The organism is Amycolatopsis sp. NPDC102389 (genome assembly GCF_044765885.1).
Lineage (GTDB): Bacteria > Actinomycetota > Actinomycetes > Mycobacteriales > Pseudonocardiaceae > Amycolatopsis.
The window spans coordinates 1-21,472 of sequence record NZ_JBIWKX010000055.1 but is presented as its reverse complement, the minus strand read 5'-3'; the positions used below and the strand labels follow the sequence as shown (position 1 = coordinate 21,472).

21 protein-coding genes are annotated in these 21,472 nt (G+C 68.1%); 9 read left to right on the top strand and 12 right to left on the bottom strand.

Translation table 11 applies throughout. From position 1 onward, the window contains the following. The first annotated feature begins 4 nt into the window (after nt 1–4). Entirely contained in the window at nt 5–727 is a 723-nt protein-coding gene (locus tag ACIRGA_RS32790) for a response regulator (RefSeq protein ID WP_400948482.1), read from the top strand. Continuing rightward, nucleotides 724–1,380 (top strand): response regulator transcription factor, encoded by a 657-nt coding sequence (locus ACIRGA_RS32785; RefSeq protein ID WP_037344813.1) that lies wholly within the window; start codon nt 724–726, stop codon nt 1,378–1,380. The genes ACIRGA_RS32790 and ACIRGA_RS32785 overlap by 4 nt, the downstream gene beginning before the upstream one ends. On the opposite strand, the gene ACIRGA_RS32780 is transcribed toward ACIRGA_RS32785, so the two are convergent. After that, on the bottom strand, nt 1,377–2,273 hold the full coding sequence (locus ACIRGA_RS32780) for an SMP-30/gluconolactonase/LRE family protein (protein ID WP_400948479.1): 897 nt from the start codon (nt 2,271–2,273) through the stop codon (nt 1,377–1,379). The two genes, ACIRGA_RS32785 and ACIRGA_RS32780, sit on opposite strands and share 4 nt — an antisense overlap. 68 nt (nt 2,274–2,341) lie before the next feature. On the opposite strand from ACIRGA_RS32780, the gene ACIRGA_RS32775 reads away from it, so the two are divergent. Then, nucleotides 2,342–2,839 (top strand): Lrp/AsnC family transcriptional regulator, encoded by a 498-nt coding sequence (locus ACIRGA_RS32775; protein WP_400948476.1) that lies wholly within the window; start codon nt 2,342–2,344, stop codon nt 2,837–2,839. On the opposite strand, the gene ACIRGA_RS32770 is transcribed toward ACIRGA_RS32775, so the two are convergent. Continuing rightward, entirely contained in the window at nt 2,787–3,581 is a 795-nt protein-coding gene (locus tag ACIRGA_RS32770; protein WP_400948554.1) for a carbon-nitrogen hydrolase family protein, read from the bottom strand. The two genes, ACIRGA_RS32775 and ACIRGA_RS32770, sit on opposite strands and share 53 nt — an antisense overlap. 84 nt (nt 3,582–3,665) lie before the next feature. On the opposite strand from ACIRGA_RS32770, the gene hisD reads away from it, so the two are divergent. From hisD to hisB, 3 genes are read left to right on the top strand one after another with little or no spacing between them, the layout of a single operon-like run. Further along, nucleotides 3,666–4,991, top strand: coding sequence for a histidinol dehydrogenase (gene hisD, locus ACIRGA_RS32765; protein ID WP_400948473.1), 1,326 nt, complete (start codon nt 3,666–3,668; stop codon nt 4,989–4,991). Further along, nucleotides 4,988–6,088, top strand: coding sequence for a histidinol-phosphate transaminase (locus ACIRGA_RS32760; protein WP_400948470.1), 1,101 nt, complete (start codon nt 4,988–4,990; stop codon nt 6,086–6,088). The genes hisD and ACIRGA_RS32760 overlap by 4 nt, the downstream gene beginning before the upstream one ends. After that, nucleotides 6,085–6,684 (top strand): imidazoleglycerol-phosphate dehydratase HisB, encoded by a 600-nt coding sequence (gene hisB, locus ACIRGA_RS32755; RefSeq protein ID WP_007029930.1) that lies wholly within the window; start codon nt 6,085–6,087, stop codon nt 6,682–6,684. The genes ACIRGA_RS32760 and hisB overlap by 4 nt, the downstream gene beginning before the upstream one ends. A gap of 59 nt (nt 6,685–6,743) precedes the next feature. Here hisB and ACIRGA_RS32750 read toward each other — a convergent pair whose 3' ends face one another. The 3 genes from ACIRGA_RS32750 to ACIRGA_RS32740 are packed head-to-tail and all read right to left on the bottom strand — an operon-like array spanning nt 6,744 to nt 8,127. Beyond that, a complete protein-coding gene (locus ACIRGA_RS32750) occupies nt 6,744–7,316 on the bottom strand; it encodes a dihydrofolate reductase family protein (RefSeq protein WP_400948467.1) in 573 nt (190 codons plus the stop codon). Next, on the bottom strand, nt 7,316–7,786 hold the full coding sequence (locus tag ACIRGA_RS32745) for an SRPBCC domain-containing protein (RefSeq protein WP_400948464.1): 471 nt from the start codon (nt 7,784–7,786) through the stop codon (nt 7,316–7,318). Before ACIRGA_RS32745 ends, ACIRGA_RS32750 begins: the two co-directional genes overlap by 1 nt. Before the next feature lie 2 nt (nt 7,787–7,788). Beyond that, nucleotides 7,789–8,127 (bottom strand): ArsR/SmtB family transcription factor, encoded by a 339-nt coding sequence (locus tag ACIRGA_RS32740; RefSeq protein WP_400948461.1) that lies wholly within the window; start codon nt 8,125–8,127, stop codon nt 7,789–7,791. An 87-nt stretch (nt 8,128–8,214) separates the two neighbouring features. Here ACIRGA_RS32740 and ACIRGA_RS32735 point away from each other — a divergent pair, with 87 nt between their 5' ends. The 3 genes from ACIRGA_RS32735 to ACIRGA_RS32725 all read left to right on the top strand — a co-directional run bounded on the left by ACIRGA_RS32735 (nt 8,215) and on the right by ACIRGA_RS32725 (nt 11,378). After that, nucleotides 8,215–8,370 carry a hypothetical protein gene (locus ACIRGA_RS32735; RefSeq protein WP_400948459.1) on the top strand — a complete coding sequence of 52 codons (156 nt, stop codon included), beginning with the start codon at nt 8,215–8,217 and terminating at the stop codon, nt 8,368–8,370. Between the two features lie 56 nt (nt 8,371–8,426). Continuing rightward, on the top strand, nt 8,427–8,981 hold the full coding sequence (locus ACIRGA_RS32730; protein WP_400948456.1) for an NADAR family protein: 555 nt from the start codon (nt 8,427–8,429) through the stop codon (nt 8,979–8,981). A gap of 525 nt (nt 8,982–9,506) precedes the next feature. After that, complete coding sequence (locus tag ACIRGA_RS32725; protein WP_400948453.1) at nt 9,507–11,378, top strand: glycoside hydrolase family 9 protein; 1,872 nt, start codon at nt 9,507–9,509, stop codon at nt 11,376–11,378. Nucleotides 11,379–11,406: 28 nt separating this feature from the next. Here the strand turns inward: ACIRGA_RS32725 and ACIRGA_RS32720 are convergent, their stop codons facing one another. The 7 genes from ACIRGA_RS32720 to ACIRGA_RS32690 all read right to left on the bottom strand — a co-directional run bounded on the left by ACIRGA_RS32720 (nt 11,407) and on the right by ACIRGA_RS32690 (nt 21,167). After that, on the bottom strand, nt 11,407–12,552 hold the full coding sequence (locus ACIRGA_RS32720) for an MFS transporter (RefSeq protein WP_400948450.1): 1,146 nt from the start codon (nt 12,550–12,552) through the stop codon (nt 11,407–11,409). Nucleotides 12,553–13,005: 453 nt separating this feature from the next. Continuing rightward, nucleotides 13,006–13,884 carry a DMT family transporter gene (locus ACIRGA_RS32715; protein WP_400948446.1) on the bottom strand — a complete coding sequence of 293 codons (879 nt, stop codon included), beginning with the start codon at nt 13,882–13,884 and terminating at the stop codon, nt 13,006–13,008. Beyond that, nucleotides 13,881–14,669, bottom strand: coding sequence for a 2OG-Fe dioxygenase family protein (locus ACIRGA_RS32710; protein ID WP_400948442.1), 789 nt, complete (start codon nt 14,667–14,669; stop codon nt 13,881–13,883). Before ACIRGA_RS32710 ends, ACIRGA_RS32715 begins: the two co-directional genes overlap by 4 nt. 412 nt (nt 14,670–15,081) lie before the next feature. Beyond that, nucleotides 15,082–15,519, bottom strand: coding sequence for a hypothetical protein (locus tag ACIRGA_RS32705; protein ID WP_007032961.1), 438 nt, complete (start codon nt 15,517–15,519; stop codon nt 15,082–15,084). Between the two features lie 250 nt (nt 15,520–15,769). Next, on the bottom strand, nt 15,770–18,160 hold the full coding sequence (locus ACIRGA_RS32700) for a hypothetical protein (RefSeq protein ID WP_400948438.1): 2,391 nt from the start codon (nt 18,158–18,160) through the stop codon (nt 15,770–15,772). Nucleotides 18,161–18,178: 18 nt separating this feature from the next. Then, nucleotides 18,179–18,688, bottom strand: a complete 510-nt coding sequence (locus tag ACIRGA_RS32695; RefSeq protein WP_007032963.1) for an SsgA family sporulation/cell division regulator — start codon at nt 18,686–18,688, stop codon at nt 18,179–18,181. Next, nucleotides 18,672–21,167, bottom strand: coding sequence for a LuxR C-terminal-related transcriptional regulator (locus ACIRGA_RS32690; RefSeq protein ID WP_400948435.1), 2,496 nt, complete (start codon nt 21,165–21,167; stop codon nt 18,672–18,674). The genes ACIRGA_RS32695 and ACIRGA_RS32690 overlap by 17 nt, the downstream gene beginning before the upstream one ends. Nucleotides 21,168–21,472: the final 305 nt, after the last annotated feature.

The following is a 21,472-nucleotide window of genomic DNA, read 5'->3' as shown; positions in this document are numbered from 1 at the left end:
GCAGATGACTGAAGACAGACCGGAGACCGACCGGGTCGACGTCGCGGTGATCGAAGACCATCCGTTGTACCGGCACGCCGTGGTCCGGGTGCTCACCGAGGCCGAAGGGATCGAGCTGGGCGCGGTGGTCGATTCGGTCGCCCGGTTCCATGTGCACCCGCAGCCGCCAGGCAGTGTGGTGCTGCTCGACCTCGGCCTGCCGGGGATCGCCGGGGCGGCGGCCGTGCTCCAGGTGTGCGAACTGGGACATCACGTGCTCGTGGTGTCCGCGCAGGCCGAACCCGAGCAGGTGCTCGGCGCGATCGCGGCCGGTGCCAAGGGTTTCCTGTCGAAGGACGTCGACGTCGACGAACTGCTGACCGCGATCAGGACGGTCGCGCAAGGCCGGGCCTACGTTTCCGCGGTGGTGGCCGGAATGATCATCAAGGACAACGCCGACCGCCCCGTGGCCGCGCCGGACGTCGCGCTCTCCGCGCGGGAGAAGCAGGTCCTGCGGCTGGTCGCGGCGGGCGAACGCGACGTCGACATCGCCCGCATCCTGGGCATCGGAGTTCGGACGGTTCGCGGTTATCTGGACCGGATCCGTGACAAACTCGGGGAAAGAAGGCGGGCCGGTCTGGTCCGCAAGGCCATCCAGCTCGGGCTCGCGGCGCCGCCGGAGGTGCCCGGCCCGTCTCGGCCGGTCGTACCCCGCGCCGACGCGGGCGGATTCGAAGGACGCCGGTGAACGCAGACGAGCAGCAGCCGAAACGCAGCACGCCGATCAACGTCGGGGTGATCGAAGACCATCCGCTGTACCGGGACGCCGTCGCGCGTGTCCTCACCGAAGCGCCCGACATCGAGCTGGGCGCCGTCGCCGACTCCGTCGCGCGGTTCGCCGTCCAGGAACAGCCCCCGGGCAGCGTCGTCGTCCTCGATCTCAAGCTGCGCGGTGTCCAGGACGCCGCAGCGGTGCTCGAGGTGGGGCAGATGGGGCACAAGGTGCTCGTGGTGTCGGCGCACGCCGAGCAGCCCGAGGTCCTGGGCGCCATGCAGGCCGGGGCGAAGGGCTTCCTGTCCAAGGACGTCGACGGCGACGAACTCCTGCGCGCCATCCGCACCATCGCCGACGACAACGCGTACGTGTCGCCGACGCTGGCGGGGATGATCATCCAGGACAGCGAGGACCGCCACGCCGGCCCCAAGATCGTCCTGTCCGAACGGGAAAAGCAGGTCCTGCGGCTGGTCGCGGCCGGTGAACGGGACGTCGACGTGGCGGAGATCCTGAACATCAGCGTGCGGACGGTGCGGTCCTATCTCGACCGGATCCGGGACAAGACCGGGGAACGACGCCGGGCCGGATTCGTGCGGGTGGCGATCCGGGAAGGCCTTTTGCGCTAGAACCGCGGACCCGAGAAGTTCACCCGCAGCGTGTAGACCGAACTGGACGCGGTGATGAACAGGTCGTTCCGCCGTGGCCCGCCGAAGGTCAGGTTCGAGCAGACCTCCGGCACGCGCAGCTTCCCGATCCGCGTGCCGTCGGGCGCGAAGCAGTGCAGGCCGTCGTGCGCGGCCGCCCAGACCCGCCCGGCGGCGTCCACGCGTACCCCGTCGAAACCGCCGGCGTCACTCGTCGCGAAGATCTCCCCGCCTGACAACACGGACCCGTCCACCGAGAAGACCCTGATGTGGCTGGGGTTCTGGCGCGTGTCCGCGATGTAGAGCAGGGACTCGTCCAAAGAGAACGCGAGCCCGTTCGGGCGCGTGAAATCGTCCGCGACGATCCGCACCGAACCGTCCACCGGATCGACCCGGTAGACGTGGCACGCGCCGATCTCGCTTTCCGCCTGGTGACCTTCGTAGTCGCTGTCGATCCCGTAACTGGGGTCGGTGAACCAGAGCGCGCCGTCCGAGGACTCGACGACGTCGTTGGGGCTGTTGAACCTCTTGCCCTGATAGGTCTCCGCGAGAACGGTGGTGGAGCCGTCGTGCTCGGTGCGCGTCACCCGGCGGCCGCCCTGTTCGCAGCTGACGAGCCTGCCGCGGCGGTCGACGGTGTGCCCGTTGTGGAACCCGGCGGGCTCGCGGAACACGCCGACCGCGCCCGTGGTCTCGTCCCAGCGCAGGATCCGGTCGTTCGGGATGTCGCTGAACACCAGGTATCGCCCGGCGGGGAAGTAGGCGGGCCCTTCGGTCCACCGGCAGCCGGTGTGCAGGCGCCGCATCCACTCGTCCCCGTTGACCCGGGCGAATCGTTCGTCGAGCACCTCGAAGTGTGCCTTGACCATGTCCATGAGAACCCCAGTACTCAGAATGAGATATTGCGATCATCATGAACCGCCGAACTTGATATGGTCAACCCATGGATGACGTGGATCGCATACTGCTCACCGCGTTGCAGCAGGACGCGACTCAGGCTTACGCCGCGCTCGGCAAGGCGGTCGGGCTGTCCGCGGGCGCCGCGCACGAGCGGGTCCGCAAACTGCGCGAACAGGGCGTCATCCGGCGCACGACCGTCGACGTCGATCCGGCGGCCGTCGGCCGGGGGGTGATGGCGTTCGTGCTGGTCGAGGCGGGCTCGTGGATGGGCGATCCGCCGACCAAGGCCGCGCTGGAGGCGCTGCCAGAGGTCGTCGAGGCGCACATCATCGCGGGCCCGGCCTCGCTGCTGGTGAAGGTGCGCACGCCGACCACCGAGGAGCTGCAGGCGTCCTTGCGCAGGCTGTACGCGATCGAAGGCGTCACCGGGACGCAGACGATCGTGGTGCTCGAATCCTTCTTCGAGCGGTCTGTGGACGCTACAGGCGCTACAGCCGACGGTTCGCCAGAACGCCCGTCGCCGCCCGCGACTTCCCGCTGACCGCGGGATCGATGTCGACGATCACCAGTTCGGGCCCGGCGCCCAGCTGGGTGTGGACGCGGCCGAAACCGTCGGACACCGTGGAGTAGCCGATCCCGGTCGGCGCCTTCGGGTTCACCGGCGTCGAGGTCGTGGCCGGATCGGCCTGTCCGCAGCCGAGCACCCAGCAGCCGGAGTCGAGCGCGCGGGCGCGCACCAGCACCTCCCATTGCTCGCGTTTGCCGTCGCCCGCGCCCCAGGACGTCGGCACGAGGACGATGTCGGCGCCGTCGTCGGCCAGCTTCCGGAACAGTTCGGGAAAGCGGATGTCGTAGCAGGTCGCGACGCCGAAGGTGACCCCGTCGACCTCGAAGGTGGCAGGCGCGGTGCCCGGGGCGACCGTGTCGGACTCGGCGAACCCGAACGCGTCGTACAGATGGATCTTGTCGTAGCCGAAGTGGTGGCCGGCGCCGGTGACGAGCAGCGTGTTGCTCACGCGCCCGTCGGGCGACGGCGTGAACATGCCCGCGACGACCACGACGCCGTGCTCGTCGGCGAGCGCCGCCACAGTGGACGCCCACGGGCCGTCCAAGGGTTGCGCGACGGGCGCGAGCGGGATGCCGAAGCGCGCCATCGCCGCCTCGGGGAACACCACGATCCGCGCGCCGTCGGCCGCCGCGGCCGTCACGCCTTCGCGAATCAGCTTCAGGTTCGTTTCGGGATCCTCGGCGGCCGTGAGCTGGCACAACCCGATTCGCGGCACGGAGGCCTCCCTCATCGTGGGATCGCTGGTCACCACCCCAGTGTGCCTGCTCGGGGCGATCGGGCCACCTCGTACCCTTGACCCATGCTGAACCGTACCGACCTGCGTGGACAGGTCCCGTCCGTTGCCGAACTCAGGAGCACGCTCCCGCGTGCCGAGTACGACGTGGACGCGGCGCTGCATCACGTCCGGCCGGTGGTCGAGGCGGTCCGCGATCGCGGCGTCGAGGCGGTCCTCGAGTACACCGAGAAGTTCGACAAGGTCCGCCCCGGAGGTGTCCGCGTGGCCGCCTCGGAGCTCACCGGCGCGCTCGCGAACCTGGACCCGGCCGTCCGCGAGGCGCTGGAGGAGTCCATCGTCCGCGCCCGCAAGGTCCACGGCGACCAGCGCCGTCAGGACGTCACGACCGAGGTCGTCGACGGCGGCACGGTCACCGAGCGCTGGATCCCGGTCGAGCGTGTCGGGCTGTACGCGCCGGGCGGGCTCGCGGTGTACCCCTCGACCGTGGTGATGAACGTCGTCCCGGCGCAGATCGCCGGCGTCGGCACGCTCGTGCTGTGCTCGCCGCCGCAGGCCGCGTTCGGCGGGCTCCCGCACCCGACGATCCTGGCCGCCGCCGAACTGCTCGGTGTCGACGAGGTCTGGGCCGTCGGCGGCGCGCAGGCCGTCGCGCTGCTCGCGTACGGCGGCACGGACACCGATGGCACGACGCTGGAACCTGTCGACATAGTGACCGGGCCGGGCAACATCTACCTCACCGCGGCGAAGCGCATGCTGCGCGGCATCATCGGCATCGACTCCGAGGCGGGCCCGACCGAGATCGCGATCCTCGCCGACGAGACCGCCGACCCGGTGCACGTCGCCGCCGACCTGATCAGCCAGGCCGAGCACGACCCGCTCGCCGCGAGCGTGCTGGTGACCACGTCCGAGCAGCTCGCGGACGCCGTCGACAAGGAACTCGCCGGCCGCGTGGCCGCGACCAAGCACTCCGAGCGCGTGACGGAAGCCTTGGGCGGCAAGCAGTCCGGCATCATTCTCGTGTCCACTGTGGACGACGGGATCCGCGTCGTCGACGCGTACGCCGCGGAACACCTGGAGATCCAGACCGCGGACGCGCGTGCGGTGGCGGCCCGCGTGCGCAACGCCGGCGCTATCTTCGTCGGGGCGTACGCGCCCGTCTCGCTCGGCGACTACTGCGCCGGGTCCAACCACGTCCTGCCCACCGGCGGATTCGCGCGGCACTCGTCCGGGCTTTCGGTGCAGAGCTTCCTCAAGGGCGTGCACGTCGTCGACTACAGCCAGGACGCGTTGCGCGAGATCGCCGGCCGCGTCGTCGCGCTGGCGAACGCCGAGGACCTGCCCGCGCACGGCGAGGCCATCACGGCGCGGTTCGAAGGGGAGCGGGCATGAGCATCGGCGAGGAGATCACGCTCGGCGCGCTCCCGTTGCGGGAGGACCTGCGGGGCAAGACCCCGTACGGCGCACCGCAGCTCGACGTGCCGATCCGGCTCAACACCAACGAAAACCCGTACCCGCCGCCGGACGCGCTGGTGGCCGACGTCGCCGAGGCCGTCCGCGCCGAGGCCGCTTCGCTGCACCGCTACCCGGATCGCGACGCCGTCGCGTTGCGCCAGGACCTCGCCGACTACCTCGCGGTGTCCACCGGCGTGCTGGTATCGGAGTCGAACGTGTGGGCCGCCAACGGGTCCAACGAGATCCTGCAGCAGATCCTGCAGGCCTTCGGCGGCCCCGGCCGGTCGGCGCTGGGCTTCGAGCCGTCGTACTCGATGCACCCGATCATCTCGGCGGGCACCCGCACCGACTGGCTTCCCGTGCCGCGCCGCGACGATTTCACGCTCGACACCGAGAAGGCGGCCGCGCTGGTGCGCGAACGCCGTCCGGACATCGTGTTCGTGACCAGCCCGAACAATCCGACCGGCGGGTCGATCCCGTTCGGCGAACTGCGCGGGCTGCTCGAAGCGGCGCCGGGCATCGTGGTGGTCGACGAGGCGTACGCGGAGTTCTCGTCGCAGCCGAGCGCCATCGAGCTTCTCGAGGAGTACCCGGCGAAGCTGATCGTGTCGCGCACGATGAGCAAGGCGTTCGCCTTCGCGGGCGGACGGCTCGGCTATCTGGCGGCCGCGCCCGCGATCGTCGACGCGCTGCAGCTGGTGCGCCTGCCGTACCACCTCTCGAAGCTCACGCAGGCCGCCGCGCGGGCCGCGCTGCGGCACGCGGACGCCACCCTCGCCTCGGTCGCCAAACTCGCGGCCGAACGCGATCGCGTGGTGGAAGCGTTGCTGGGCTTGGGATTCACGCCGGTCCCGAGCGACGCGAACTTCGTCCTCTTCGGACGGTTCGCGGACGCGCCCGCGACCTGGAAGTCCTATTTGGACAACGGCGTGCTGATCAGGGACGTCGGCATCGAAGGGCACCTGCGGGTGACCATCGGGACGCCGGAAGAGAACGACGCCTTTCTCGAGGCCAGCAAGGAGGTGCCGCGATGAGTCGCGTCGGCAAGGTGGATCGCACCACCAAGGAATCGTCCATTTCGGTCCAGCTCGATCTGGACGGCACGGGTCAGGTCGAGATCGACACCGGTGTACCGTTCTACGACCACATGCTCACCGCGTTCGGCGTGCACGGCTCGCTCGACCTCAAGGTGCAGGCGACCGGTGACGTGCACATCGACGCGCACCACACCGTCGAGGACACCGCGATCGTGCTCGGCCAGGCGCTGCGGCAGGCGCTCGGCGACAAGAGCGGTATCCGCCGGTTCGGCGACGCGTGGATCCCGATGGACGAGACCCTCGCGCACGCCGCGATCGACGTCTCCGGGCGCCCGTACTGCGTGCACCTGGGCGAGCCGGAGCAGTTCAACAGCTTCACCATCGGCGGGAACTACCCGTTCGTGCTGACGCGGCACGTGTTCGACTCGCTGTCGTTCCACGCGCAGATCGCGCTGCACGTGCGGGTCCTGCACGGCCGCGACCCGCACCACATCGCGGAGGCCGAGTACAAGGCCGTCGCGCGGGCGCTGCGTGCCGCCACCGAGCCGGACCCGCGAGCGGGCGGCATCCCGTCCACCAAGGGCGTTCTCTAACCCCCGCGTTTCGTCCTCTGGATGCGTTCCTTGCGTGTGCAACTACCGCATCCAGAGGACTAAACGCGTCCAGCCGGCGTGTAAGTATTGAGCTGGACACCGGACGGGGTCGCGGTGGTGCCGGTGAACTCCAAGGACTGGGCAGGCGTTCCTTCGGCGAAGAAACGCTTGCCCGTGCCCAAAAGGAGCGGATAGACGGCCAGCACGACCTCGTCCGCGAGCCCGTTTTCGAGCAGCGTCGACGTCAGCGTGGAGCTGCCCGAGAGGATGAGGTCGGGGCCGTCCTGTGCCTTGACGCGGCGAACGGCTTCGGCGATATCCGGGCCGAGGCCCTCGAACGGGCCCCATTTCAGGCTCTCCGGCCGATGGGTGACGACGAACTTCGTCGCCGCCTTGAGCCGGTCCGCGAGCGGATCGCTCGGCGCGTCCGGCCAGTATTCCGACCAGAGGTCGTAAGTGTGGCGGCCGAGCAGCAGGTCGAAGCTTTCGGTGTGCGCGGCCAGGATGGCCTCGCGGCCTTCGGCTGTCCGGTAGGGCATGTTCCAGCCGCTGTACGGGAAGCCGTTCTCGTCGGCGGAATGCTGGACCACGCCGTCGAGCGAGATGTGTTCGATGATCTTGAGCTTTCTCATCATGCCTCCAGTAACGCGTCGAGCTGGGGCATCGCGGCGCGGAACCCCTCTTCCATCCCGGGGATCGTCTTCTCCATGGCTTCGACGCTGGAAAACCGCGTCACATGGATCATCCGTGATCCCGTCGGTGTCGTCTCGAAGGTGAAAGTCATCGAGGTCGGCATGTTCTCGTCGGCGGCGTTGTCCTCACCGTCTTCCACTTCGAACGAGTCGATGGGGTTCACCGCGGTGAACTTCCAGGAATTGGCCCATTTCTCCCCGTTCGGCCCGGACAGGAAGTACTCGGCGCGGCCGCCTGCCCGGAAATCGTGATGGGTGAAGGTGGCGGGCGCGAACGGTGGCCCCCAAAAGCGCTCGAGCTGCCGTGGATCGGCCCAAGCCGCCCAAAGGCGTTCTCGCGGAACGGGAAAGTCCGCCACGACGGTGAGGCTGAGTTTCTCGGCCTCCTTGGTGACGGAGGTGATCGGCATCGTCAGTTTCCTTCCCGCAGGACGTCATCGAGCTGTGCCACCCGTTGGCGCCAAAGGACTTCGTAGGAGTCGAGCAGTTCGCCTGCCCGCTGGAGCCGCTCGCGATCGGTCGAGACCAGCTGCTCGCGGCCGTGGGCGCGTTTCCGGACGAGACCCGCGCGCTGGAGCACGGCGACGTGTTTCTGTACGGCGGCGAAGCTCATCTCGTAGCGCGCGGCGAGCTCGGACACCGACGGCGTTTCGGTGATCGCCCGCGCCAGGATGTCGCGGCGGGTGCCGTCGGCCAAGGCACGGAAGAGCTGGTTGAGCGACTCCTCGCTCTCCTCCCGAAGTACAACCATGTGGTTGTACGTTAGCCGCGTCCGGCCTCCGGCACAAGGCCGAGCCCGGCGCGGTCCCGGCCGCGGACGTGTGGCAGGGTGGCGGTCGTGAGTAACACGACCATCGCTGTGCTGCTGTTCGCGCTCGGCGGCTTCCTGATCGGCGGCGTCTACGCGACCTGGAAGAGCGTCAAGTTCATGGCCGTCGTGCTGGGGCTCGGCGCGCTGCTGGCCATCGGCGGCGCGATCGCCTGGCTGGCCTGATCGCCGCCCGGTAAATCGGCTGCGCGCCACGACCGACGGCGGGCATGCTGTCCGGCATGTCCGGAAACCCGCGCTCGGTCGCCGAAGTCGTCCGGCTCCAGCGATCGGGGAGCCGCGTCAAATTCCTGTTCTTCTGGGGCCATCAGCCCCGGCGTGACGGCACGATCGGGCCGGAATGCTTCAGCCAGTGGTGGCCCGCCCGGTTCACCGCCGACGGGGAAACCTTCTCGACGGCCGAGCACTACATGATGTGGCGCAAAGCCGTCCTGTTCGACGACGCCGAGAGCGCGGCGCGAATCCTCGGCGCCCGGCATCCGCGTGAGGCCAAGGCGCTGGGTCGCGAAGTGCGGGGATTCGAGCAGGCTCGCTGGGAGGACGAGCGCTACGGCGTCGTCCTCGACGGAACGATCGCGAAATTCGGGCAGCACCCGGAACTGCGCGGTTTCCTGCCCGACACCAAGAACCGGGTGCTGGTCGAGGCCAGTCCGCTGGACGCCGTCTGGGGGATCGGGCTAGCCGCCGACCACCCGCACGTCGAAAACGCGGAACGCTGGCGGGGCTTGAACTTGCTCGGCTTCGCTTTGGGAGAGGCCCGCGCGGCGCTCGCCTGAGCCAGACCTCGCCGGCAGGCCGGACATGAGTGGCTGAGTGTCCACAAGGGACATTCTTCGGTGTCGGAATGCCCGATATGTGCAGTTTGCGTGGCGTCGTGAGTGGTAATGATCGTTAGAACGCTCATTACCACTCACGACCCCCGCGAAAGTGCCCAAAACTGGACACCGTCGCCTGACGGACCGATGGCGGTGCCGGACTGGTCCCGATAGGACGCGGACCGGCACGGGACGCTTCCGTCATAGGAATGTTGCCCCTTCGGGCACCGGACACCGATCCAACGACATCAGGGCAATCCGACGGATATTCGGGCACTGTTCAGCTACGCGTCTTCGCGTGAAATACCGCTCCGGATGTCCCAGGGATCCGGAGAAACCTCGCCGAACGTGCAGGACTGCTGACCATTGTGGCCAATCCACGCCTTTCCCGACGCCGCCTACGACGAGTTCGGGTTATATATCATCGAACGCGTCGGCTCCTTGATGACCTGCACAGTTCACCGAAGCGGAGGAAACGTCGAAATCATGCACGACACCCGGTCGATTTCGCGACGGCGCGGGCTCGGCCGGGGCCGCGCGTGGAGCCTGTTCGAACGTGTGGCGCCGTTGGCCGCTGTTCTGCTCGTCTCCGCCTGTACCGCAGGCACCACCGCATCGGCCGCGAACGGATTCGTGCGGGTCGACCAGGTCGGCTACGGCACCACCGAGACGAAACACGCCTACCTGATGAACGCGGGCGGCGCGTCGCCGTTCCGGGTGGTCGACGAGTCCGGACGCACCGTCCTCGACGGCACCGCCGGCGCGTCGACCGGTGCCTGGAACAGCGGCTTCCCCAGCGTGCGCGTACTGGATATCTCAGCGGTACGCACGCCGGGCGGCTACCGGATCCTGGCCGAGGGCGCGGAACCGTCCCCGCTGTTCCGAATCGACTCGTCGGCCGCCCTTTTCGCGCCGCAGGTCGCGGCGAACATCCGCTTCTTCCAAGCCCAGCGCGACGGTTCCGAGGTTCTGGCATCCACCGTGGACCGCAAGCCCGCGCATTTGAACGACGCGCGGGCGACGGTGTACGAAGTCCCCCGCTACGACGAAGAGGGCACCGAGTTGCAGGACGAGCGGCTCGTCCGGGCAGGCGGACCGGTCGACGTCGCCGGTGGCTGGTTCGACGCGGGCGACTTCCTCAAGTTCACCCACACGACCGCCTACAGTCTCGGCTCCCTCCTCATGGCCCAACGGGATTCGCGCGCGGCCGGAGCCGAACTGGCGGCCGAGACCAGGCATGGGCTGGCCTGGCTGGACAAGATGTGGAACGCGGAGGCGGGCACCCTGCTCGCGCAGGTCGGGATCGGCGCCGGCAACGAGAACGTGCGCAGTGACCACGACGTGTGGCGACTACCCGAAGCCGACGAGGCACCGGGAGCGGATCCGGCGCTGGCGCGGCGTCCGGTGTTCCGTGCCGCCGGACCGGGCGCCTCGATCAGCCCCAACCTGGCCGGAAAGGTCGCGGCCGCCTTCGCCCTCGCCGCACAGACGAGCACCGGCGCGGATGCCCGTCACGCCTTGGACGAGGCCGCTCGCGTCTACGAGCTCGCGGACCGGGAACCCGGCACGCTGACCACCGCGTACCCGCCGTCCTTCTATCCGGAAGCGTCCTGGCAGGACGACATGGAGTTCGCCGCGACCGAGCTCGCCATGGCGGGCAAGGCACTCGGTGATCCGCGGGCCGGGCGGTGGGCGCGGGACGCCGGCCGGTGGGCCGCGGCCTACCTGACCTCCGACGCCCTCGGCACCCTGGGTGTCGGCGACGTCAGCGCGCTCGCGCACGCGGACCTGGTCGGGCTCATCGACGCCGGGAGCCTCGTGGGCGACGTCACCCGCGATCGGCTGACCGGCGACCTCGCGCGCCAGCTCGAAGACGGACTGGCGCGGGCGGCCAAGGATCCGTTCGGCGCGGGCGCCGACCAGCTCGAATTCGATTCCGTGCCGCACACTTTCGGCCTCGCGACGACCGCGCTGCTGCACCGCCGGACGACCGGCCAGGACACCTACACCGCCTTCGGCACCCGCCAACGGAACTGGGCGCTCGGCGCCAACGCCTGGGGCATGTCGTTCGTGATCGGATCCGGCGCCGTGTCCCCGCGGTGCCCGGAGCACCAGGCCGCGAACCTCACCGGCAAGGAACTCACCGGCGCCGTGGTCAACGGCCCGAACAAGGCCGAAGCGTTCGCGGAGCTCAACCGGTTCCCGACCATGCGCCCCTGTCTCGTCGGCGGTTTCGAGCGCTTCGACGGCCGAGGAGCGCGGTTCGTCGACGACGTCGGAGCCTGGCAGAGCGTCGAACCGGCCATCGACTTCACCGCCACCGCCCTGCTCACCTTCGCCCTCGCGTGCCGCTGTTGAGGGCCGCGGACCCGACTGTTTCAGCAGCTCAGGGCACATCCCGGAGATGGCGGGCGAGCATGATGTTCAGCAGCGCGGCGACGATCATGAGCGCGCAGGTGGCGAGAACTATGTCCCGCGAGGAAAGCCGCAGCGTCACGAGCGCGCCGCCGTAGACCGGGCCGATGATGCCGCCGATGCGGCCGAGCGCGATGACCCATCCGACTCCGGTGGTCCGGAGCGGGCCGGGGTACCTCGACATGGCCACTGCCACGAGGCCGTTGACCGTGGCGATCAAACACATCCCGATACCGGCCAAGGCGATCAGCAGACCGAGGTGACTCAAGGGCGCTCGCGCGGCGACGAGCAGGAGAACCGCGCCCAGCCCAGCGGTCGCTACGACCACGGTGGCCGCCGGGAATCGGGTCGTCAGCAGGACCAGGACCGAGCCACCTGTCATACCGCCGAGACCGAACGCGGCGATCGCCAGCGGAGCGTCGGTAGGACTCAACCCGTAGTCGGTCACGAGCACCGGAGCCCAGGTGGTGACGACGCTGATCGTGGTGACGACCAGCAGGGAGATCGCCCACAGCAGCAGAGTCACCGAACGACGGCCCACGACGAACAGATGACGAACCGCCGCTTGCCCCTTTTCGGGCCGCTGTCGCGCGCTGTCGGCGGACTCGTGCATACCACACCACAGGAACGGCATCAGCAGCACCGGAAGCACCGCTCCGGCCCACAGAACCGACTCCCAGCCATAAGCGCCTATCAGCTTGCCTGCCGTGAGCCCCGCGATGGTCGGTCCGACGGCAAGACCGAGGGTGACCAGCACCGTGATCGTCTCCCGACGAAGGGAGGGACCGTTGTCGGCCGCCAACGAGGTCACCGGAGGCACGATGATCCCGAGACCCACCCCGGTCACCAGCCGCGCCATCGACAGCGGCGGCAACGTCGTGCTGACGGCCGTCCATGCCGAACCGACGGCGAACAGCGCCGTGCCGGAGAGAATCACCCGACGACGTCCGGCTCGAGCACTGGCCCACCCCGAACTCGAATACCCGATGACCAGTCCGATACTCCCGACGACCAGCGGAAGGGTGAAGGCGGCCGCGTCGATCCTCCACTCGTTCACGAGGGTGGGGATCACCAGACCGAGCGTGACGCCGTCGAACCCGTCGAGGACGACGACCAAGAACCCGAGTATCACCACACGCCATCGAACGACTCCATCGCCCTGGGGCGCCGTGTCACCCGAATCCCGCCTGGACGCGTCCCCGCTCATGGCACCAGCGTGACCGTGGACGCCGTCCACAACGAACTCCGCTGCATCCCGAACCTCTCGAAGTCCATGGCGAAGTAGCAACAGGCAACCACTCGACTCGCTGCCCGACGATCCGTGGGACGCAGCACCTTACTCTGGCAAGCCGCGCCACGCCTCTCGAAAATCCCGGACTACTGACGGGTAAGTCAAACGTGGCGTGGCGGGAGCATCCGCACCCAAAGGTGGCGTGTCCGGCTTGAGGCTGCCGGTGACAGGTGGCCCGGGTGATGTGGCACCGCACTCGCATGCTCAGAGCCGGGACACCCGAGTGCGGAATCCAGGCACGCGAGTCCCGTGTCTGAGCACGCGCGTTACGCCTTCGGCTCAATACTCGGCTTGCGCTTCCGGGATCCGCGCCGACGTGGTGGTACGAATTTCGGTAATGGCCATGGCGATGACCACCAGCGCCCCGCCGAGGACGATACGAACCGTTATTTCGTCTCCGTCGACCAGGACACCGAACACGCCGGCGAAGACCGGCTCCATGGTGAGGGCCAGAGCGGCGACGACCGCGGACAAACGGGCCTGCGCCCAGGTCTGGACGAGATAGGCTCCGGCGGTCGCGATCACCGCCAGTCCCGCGACGGGAATCCAGAAACTCCGATCGCCGGGAACGTCCAATCCGTTCGGGGCGCCCAGTATGAGACAAAGCACACCGACCACGCCCAACTGCACGATGGTCAAGGCATAGGCGTCGCCGGCCGTGGACCATTCACTGAGCGCGACGACGTGCAGTGCGAAGAAAAGCGCGCCAAGCAGAATGAGCCCCTCGCCGAGGCCGATCGTGAAGCCGCGCACAGTCATGATTCCCAGTCCGGCCGTCGCGATCGTCACCGCCGCCCAGGTCGACAGACCGATCCGGCGCCGAAGCAGCAATCCCGCGATCATGGGCGTGAACACCACTGCCATTCCCGTGATGAATCCCGACATGGACGCCGAAGTGTACTGCTGCCCGAAAGTCTGCCCCATGTAGGCGATGCCCAGCAGGAGCCCCATGACGACGCCGTTCGCCCACTGCCGCCGGCTCAAGGTCAGCAATCGGCCGGGACGCCACAACGCCAGTACGCCGGCCGCGAGAAGAAACCGCACCGCCAGGAAATCCATCGGCGGCGCCTGCTCTGTCACGTCTTTGACGACGACGAAGGTCGCTCCCCAGACAGCCGTGACCACGACCAGCGAAGGCAGTGCGAGCAGCCTTGTCATGCTCGTTGTGACATCGGCGTGAAATCGATCAACAGCACCGCGCGCTCGGCCGTCTCCGCCCCGTCGGCGACGGTGACCGGCGCGACGTAGTGGCTGACCAGGTCGTCTTTGACCCCGTAGGAGGCCAGTGGCTGGTGAAGCACAAACCGGTCCAGGATCCCTTCATCCGCGACGGCCTCCGGGAGGTTGCCGGCATACTCCGGCGTGGCGATCACGTTCTCCCCACCCTCCGCGTCACGCCGATAGATCAGGTGCGCGAACGTATAGGGTTCGCCGTCCTGGTGCAGCATGTCGGGAGAGGCGACCGCACGGCCGCCGGGTCTGTCCACCGACAACTTGAGCAAATGAACGCCCACATGGACCGGCCAGCAGAGTTCGGCCTCGTTCCAGGCCGTCTGCGCGAAGTCGAATTCGATCAGTTCCGCCAGGAGAGAATTCGATCTGATCCCCTCCGTGAGCCCCGGCATTTGCCGCACCAGGCCAGAGAACTCCGGATTGTGCCTTCCCTGCCGGTAGTCGTTGAAGCTGACCGTCGTACCGTCCGGCATGTTCGCGACGGCATCGGGCATCCAGCGGAACTCGGCGTTCCACGGCAGCAAAACCCCTCGGCCGAACCGGCGATAACGGCCGTCGTTTCGCGAGTAGGGATCCAGTGGCAGCCGTTCGAATTCCAGAGTCAAGCTTCGGAGCCGCTCGTCCACTGGTGATACGCCCAGTGTCGACGCCAGCTCATATCGCTCATAACCAAGCCGCTGAAGCTTCGAAGTGGTCAAAACAGTTGTCACTTTTCGTCCATTTCATGTCATTTCGCAACCGACAGGACAGAATGCGCGTCGACAGGCAAGAAGATCACCTATAGTGATAGGCCCTTCAACTACGCAAACACGGCAGCCATCTTTACAAGCATGTCGCATTCTTGGCAACAAAACCTGCCCATACGATTTGGGCAAGTGCCCCAATATCCCGCGCGATCCTCTCCCGAATCTCGGGAATAAATGACACACGTCCGCGACTTCTTCTTGGTTGAGCAGCAATGATAGAGCCGAGTATTCCACGGGCCCAACAGAGTCCGAGGGCGATCACGGACCGTTTCCGGCACCGCGACCGCCCTCCGGCCACTTACCCCACCGGGCCGCACTCGCTCCACTCGGTACTGTCGTTCATGTCGGGGGCATGGCGATTCCGGGAACCGTCCTGCTACTTCCGAAACTCCTTGGTGAGGTTGTCGTTCCATCCGTCGCCGTCATCCGGCGTACCGTTTCCGGAGTAGTTCCTCTGCTCATTTTCGGTCTTCTGATCGAAGGTCGTGATCTTGCCGGAAATCTCCGCCTCGAGCCCGGCGAGGAGACTCTTGATCGCCGCGGCGTTGTCGCCGTCGGTCTTCTCGAACTTGTCCGCGATGGCTTTCAGCTTCGCGCTCATGGCCTCGAAGGTGAGCGTGAGGTGGTCAGCATGCGCGACGACGGCGTTTCGCCGGTCGTCGACAACCCTCTCGATCCATTCGGCGAGAGAAAATTTCCCCGCATTCGGCCAATGGTGTTTCAGCGCCTCGAAGGCCGCCTTGTGCTCGGTCATGATCTTGCTGATGTTGTCGGCCACCCCTCGGATGGCATCGGCGTCGATTTTCGTCGCCACAGGAACTCCTTAACTGCTGAATCGCTGTGAAAGCCTGGTGGATCTTCCGGCCAGGTGCGGCACGCGAAAACCTCGCCGGGTGGTCATGAGCAAGCTGCCCCTTCCGGTCGGCACCCGCGGTCGTGGTTGCCGTCGACGGTAACGCGGTGTGCGTGCCCATCGGCGGAACTGCCACTCCCCCGGTAAGACCGAGGACTTTCCTTCACCAATCGTGAGCTGCGGGCTTTCATCGCCCGGAGGCCTTCACCGGTCATAATTCGTTCTTCCGGCTCGGCGAGTCCGCGATTCCGGGGATCCGGCCCGGCCGCGCGCTCCTGGCGCCGGACGGCCGCCGCGACTTCGCACCGCCTGAGCGGCCCGCGAACCGCCTCAACGACGACCGGATGAGGTCGTCCCGGGCCGTGGAGCCGGCGCTGCCGCCGTCCGCACCGACTTCCGATGCCACCAGTTCACGCATCAGGATGCGACCTCGCTCCTTGCCCCGGGGTTCGACGACATCGAGCACCTTGAAGCCCGTCCCTGGTAGGAAGACCACCCGATTCAGCAGGCCTTCGTCCTTCGACTCGATCAACGCCGTGAGCCGCCCGGTCACCGACCAGACGACCAGATCCGTGGAGCCTTGCTCCGCCTCGCCCAGTACGGTCGAGAGGTTGAGGAAGCCCCATTCCCGCAGCGTGGCGTGGCCACGGAGCAACTCCCACAACTCCGGCGCCGGGGTCACCACCGTCGCCGCGACGTTGCGGTGCGCCGGCAGCTTCTGCAGACCCGCTGCCACACACCGGCCGAACTCCACGTGCGGTCCCCGCGTGCCCGCCCGCAGGCCCGCGTCGACGTCGGGATCGTCACCGGCCAGGTAAAGCCCGGCAGCCACGGCTTCGGTCAGCCCGTTGTCCGACATCGGACGATTCGGCGAGAAACGACGCCACGTCTCCGCGATCTGCGCCGACAACGCATCGAAAGCATCCTCCCTGCCCGCGCGGATGTGCCCTCGATCGGCGGCGAAACCGGGGTTCAGAGGCCAGGCACGCAGTTCCGGGCTCGGCGTGGACTGCACGGCCAGCGGCTCCGGCTCGGGCTCCGGTTCCGGCTCGGGCTCTGCTTGCGATTGAGGCGCGGGTTGTGGCTGGGGTTCCGGGTCCGGCTGAGCTCCGGCCTTCGGCTCGGGCTCGGGTTGCCGCTCCGGCCGCGGTGCCGAAAGGGGCTCTGCTTCCGATGGTGCGGATTCCGCTTCCTGGCCGCCACCGAGTTCCACCGGAAGATAGGGGATCTCCGGAGCCGTGGCCACTGCGGCTTCCGGGGACTCGGTCTCATCCAGATGCCGTCGCAGGAGCCGGGAAAGCCGGGGCAACGGCGTCAACGGCGCGGTGAGGTCGGCCGCGAACGGAAGGTCGGTCTGCCGCGGTTCCGGTGCCGACGGGACGGGGAACGGCTTCGCGCCGACGCGAATCGAGCCGTCCAGCCGGTCGAGCAACTTCGCGACGAGCGCGTCGTGCCCGTCCACAGCGGGGTCATGAAAGACCAGAAAGGCTTTGGGGTCGTACGGCATCGTCCTCACCTCGGCCGCACGCGCCGGCTCACGAGCGGTGCGGAGCCACAAGCCCGCCTGAACGACCTCGACGACCGAATCCGCTTCGAACTGGTAAACCCCGGGCCCGACCTCGATCAGTCCTTGGAAGGGCAACCGGCCTCGGCGGATCTGCGGAGCGGCGGCCTTGGCCGCGCCCCGCCGCGGGGAGAAGGTGATCTCCTCGGCGAAGGTCCGGAAGCTGTGCGAGCCGTCCTGGCGCAGCGTGAAGAATTCGGGCGTCGCGGGCGCTCCCACCGGGAGACCGCCGTACAGCACGATCTCCTCGCCGATGGCGTCCGCCAGTGCCTGTCCGAGTGTGGTGTGCGACGGGACCGGAACGTCTCCGAAGCTCAGAAACCGGCTCCTCGATCGGGATTCCGGCGGCAACACGGCCCACCATTTGACGACGTCGTCCAGCGAGAGCGGCGGTATGCCGTGTCCGCCGAGCACCACCGTCAGCTCGCGGGGACGCACACTGAGCCATCGGGACAGCCGCGCACGGTCGGCCTCCAGCCACCGTTGCGGACCGTCCGGCCGTAGCCAGACGCCGGCGGGCAGCGGTTCGACCACAGTGGACTGCCCTGCCCGCTGCGGGTCGGTGGTGGCAGGTCCTTCCCACTCCGGTGCAGGGTACCTTCGGCCCAGCCGGACCGGTTGACTGCCAGGGCCGCAGCCGATCCAGCCGTTGGCTTCGAAAGGAGGAAGAAAGCACAGGCCGGACGCGCTCGCGAGCACCACTCCGTCGGGGTAGATCACCGTCCGGCCGATCCGATCGGCGAGTTTCTGCGCGGTGGCCAGGGTGATGACCCCGGCTTCGGCGGAAGGGATCAACCGAAGGGGACGGATTTCCTCGCCGAGAACCGTCCGGACGCCGTCCGCGATCGAGGAAGCACCGGCGTCGGGCTGGTCCACGACGACGAGGACGTGCTCCGGATCGGCGGGAACCGAGGAGGCCAGTTCCCGGGCCTGCGCAGTGATTCCCCCCGGACCGTGCACGACGAGCGAGGCACCGATGCGCACGCAGGCCAGTTGCGACCTGCGTCGGCCGAGGCGTGGCATTTTGAGGACCGGCATCGGGTTCACCTTTCGAGGTCAAGACTCGGGGAGGTCATCACGGTCTTCGGTGAAGATTCGGGTGATCGACGCGTCGATCTGCATCAACTCCGCTTCCTGACCGAGGGGCACCAAGTGGGTCGTGCAGTCGAGGAACGAGATCAGTTGACGACGGCAGCCGGTCAGTGCCACGCGACCTGGAGGCACTTCCAGGTGGAACCACACGAGGCCGGGGTCGTCCTCGCCAGGGTGGATCCGGACGTCTCCGTCACCGACCAAGAGAGCCATCCCACCGACCAGGAGATCACGCCCGAGCACCCACTCGACCGGTTCGACCCCGTCTCGCAGGAAGGACAGGGTCACGGCAAGCGGATCCTTGGTGTCGTAACACAGATTCGCCTCGATCGTCACCGTGTCGCCCCACTGCGGCCGCAGTGTGAAGTCAAGCCGGTGGACATGGACGGAATGGCCGTGCGGCAACTCGCCTTCGGTCCCCTTGGCGGGAAACCGGTTCCGGTCGCAACCGGACCGCTCAGGCTCCGATGGCATCTGATCCCCGTCCCAGATCCGAGGTCGCCAAGCCATACCTGGTGCGGCAACCCGCTTTGGCGAACAGCCTCGTCAGGTGTTTCTCGACCGTTTTCTCGCTGATCCGGACAGCGCGGGCGATCTGCCGGTTGGTCCGTCCGGTGCGCACCAAGTCGAGAATCCCGATCTCGGTCTCCGACAGCGGTTCGCGACCACCCGCCCTGCCCGCCGTCGCACCACTGCCGTTCTCCGATCGGAGATCTGCGGGGAACCGGCCGATTTCGACCAGAACCCGTTCCGTGGACGCGGTGTTCGTATCGTCGCCGTTCACCTGGGCGCGTACCAGGGTGAGCAGTGCGGAGGAACGCGGCGATCCCTTGCGGGCGAACCACTCTTCCGCGGCCGCCACGACCTCGTCGTGGCGGGACGCAGCGCCGTCGCGGCGGGCGAACCGGGCGAGCCGGAGGAACAGCCGCGCGGCGCCGATCTCGTCGTCGGAATCGAAGTGGGTCCGGAGAGCGTGCCAACCGGACTCGAACGCCAGGTGGTCGGCTCCGGCTTCCTGGTGGGCGCCGGCTTCCACCCACGCCCGCAACAGGGGAAGGCGGCCGTTCCCCGGCACCTTGGCCAGCCAGCCTGCCGAGCGGCGGGCTTCACCGAGCCGCCCGCACGCCTCCGCCGCGAGCAATCGGGCGTGCTCACGGACCAGCTCGTCCACCGAAACGTGTGTTTCGAGTTCGTTCACCGCGTCCAGCACTTCCGCCCACAGCCCTTCCGCGTGGGCGGCCCGCGCACGGTGGTGCGCGGCCACCGGACCGGACACCGGGGTCCGGTAGTCCCGGCCCAGCACCGACCGGAACACGGGCACGAGATCGCGGACGGCACAGGCTTCGACGAGTTCGTCATCAGGCAGGTTGCCGCGACGGCCCGGTGACGGCGCCGCGAAGCTGACCTGACGCCAGATCGGCAGCAGGGACAACTCCACCTCCTCCGGCACGATCTGCCGTCCGGCGAACCAGCGGTCGGCGAACTCCACCGTCGCTTCGTCCCCCACCAGCATGTCTCGCAGGTGTTCGGGCACCGGGCGGCCGAGGTGCACGGCGGACAGGACCGCGGCCACCGCGAGTTCGGCGCGCTCGTCCGCTCCCGGCGCGTCGGCCAGCGCCTCGTGGGTGAACGCGTCCAGCGTCGTGTAGTCGGCGGTGCGGACCAGGTGACGGAAGAGTTCGGTCTGGCGGCCGGGCCGGTCGGCCGTCCGGCCGGTGTGCCGCCAGATCGCATGGAGGTGCGCGGTGCGCTCGGCGGAGTCTGCGGCGAGCGCGTACTCGGAGGACCGCAGCGCGCCGACGTAGTCCGCGTTGGACGGCATTTCGCTTCCCGCCGCGGCGATGTGCCTGGCGATCGGTTCCTCGTGCGGCCCGGACACCCTGCCACTGTCGAGTATGCCTTCGGCGACAGTGGCATGCAGCCGTCGCATATCTTGTCCACTGCGGACCAACGCGGCTCCGATCCCGGGCACCCGGCACCGGATCCGACCGTCCGGATCGTGGTCCAGCAGCCCGGCCCGGAGCAACGCGTCGACCGCCCGGCCCGCGGTCGTGCCCGCCTGGCCGTCGTCTTCGAGATACCGGATCTCCTCGAGGAGGAAACCGGGAGGGCTCGCCGCGAGCAGCACCACGCGTTTGCCGATCTCGCCGAAGCTTTCGATCACCTCGGAGAAGGGGTGCCCGTCCGGCGTCGCGATGGGGGTGTCATCCGAACACAAGCGGACGAGACCGTCGACGACCTCGAGCCTTTCGCCGCGACGCAGTTCGTTCACCGTCGAAAGCACCGCCGCCGGATGACCCCACAGCGGTCCGAGTGCCCACTGGACCGCCTGCTCGACGGCCGGCGCGACCCGCGTACCCGTCGCGCGCCGGAGCAGGGTCGCGGCTTCGTCCGGCGAGAGCGGTCCCAGTTCGATCGTCCGGCCCTGCGTCCCGCGGAACGGATCCGGCGTGCGGCACGACGCGATGACCGTATGCCCCGCGCGGTGCATCGGCGCCACCGCGAGCACGGGATCCGGAAGGTGGTCGGCCCCGTCGACCACGACCGTCACCGGCGCGGTCGTTTCGAGACGGGTGAACAGGGTGCACATCGCGTGCAGCAGGCAGAAGCGCGACCACGGATCGGCGTAGGCCTCCTCTGTGCACGCGCCACTCACGCGTTCCAGGGACTCCGGCAGCCGGGGGTCGCTTTCGAACCGCTCATACTGCTCACGGATCGCCGCGAGCACCGGACGGAAGCCGAACAGGTCCCACTCTGGCCGCCCGGCGGGCAACGACACGGTGAGGACGGGGGCCCCGCTCTCGGCCAGTGTCCGGCTTACCTCTTCCAGCAACGCCGACTTGCCGATGCCCGGCAGACCGGACACCACGGTCGGGCCGGCGGCACGACGGTCGTCGCAGATGGCCGCGAGTTCCGTCTTCCGTCCCACCAGTCCGCCACGTCGTCGTGCCATTTCGCAGTCCCTCCGACCTCGGCTTTCCTGGAATATCAGCGATCTCACCAAGGGCGACTCAATGAATTCTTTATCCGCGCCGCGCCCAGGTATCTTCGGGCAAAGGCGATGGACAAGCGTGTCGGCCACGAAGGCGTCGGGACCCGCGAGTGGTATGGAGACGGCGCATACGTGTCCGCTCACCCTCCGCGCTTGGCACGGTGCTACTATTTGATCCGTAAGGCAAATGTGGCAGGCTAGTCTGCGGCGTAGCGGACTTCTTCCTTGCCGAAAAAGGCTTTCACGCGGTCTGGCTGGTTCTGGCG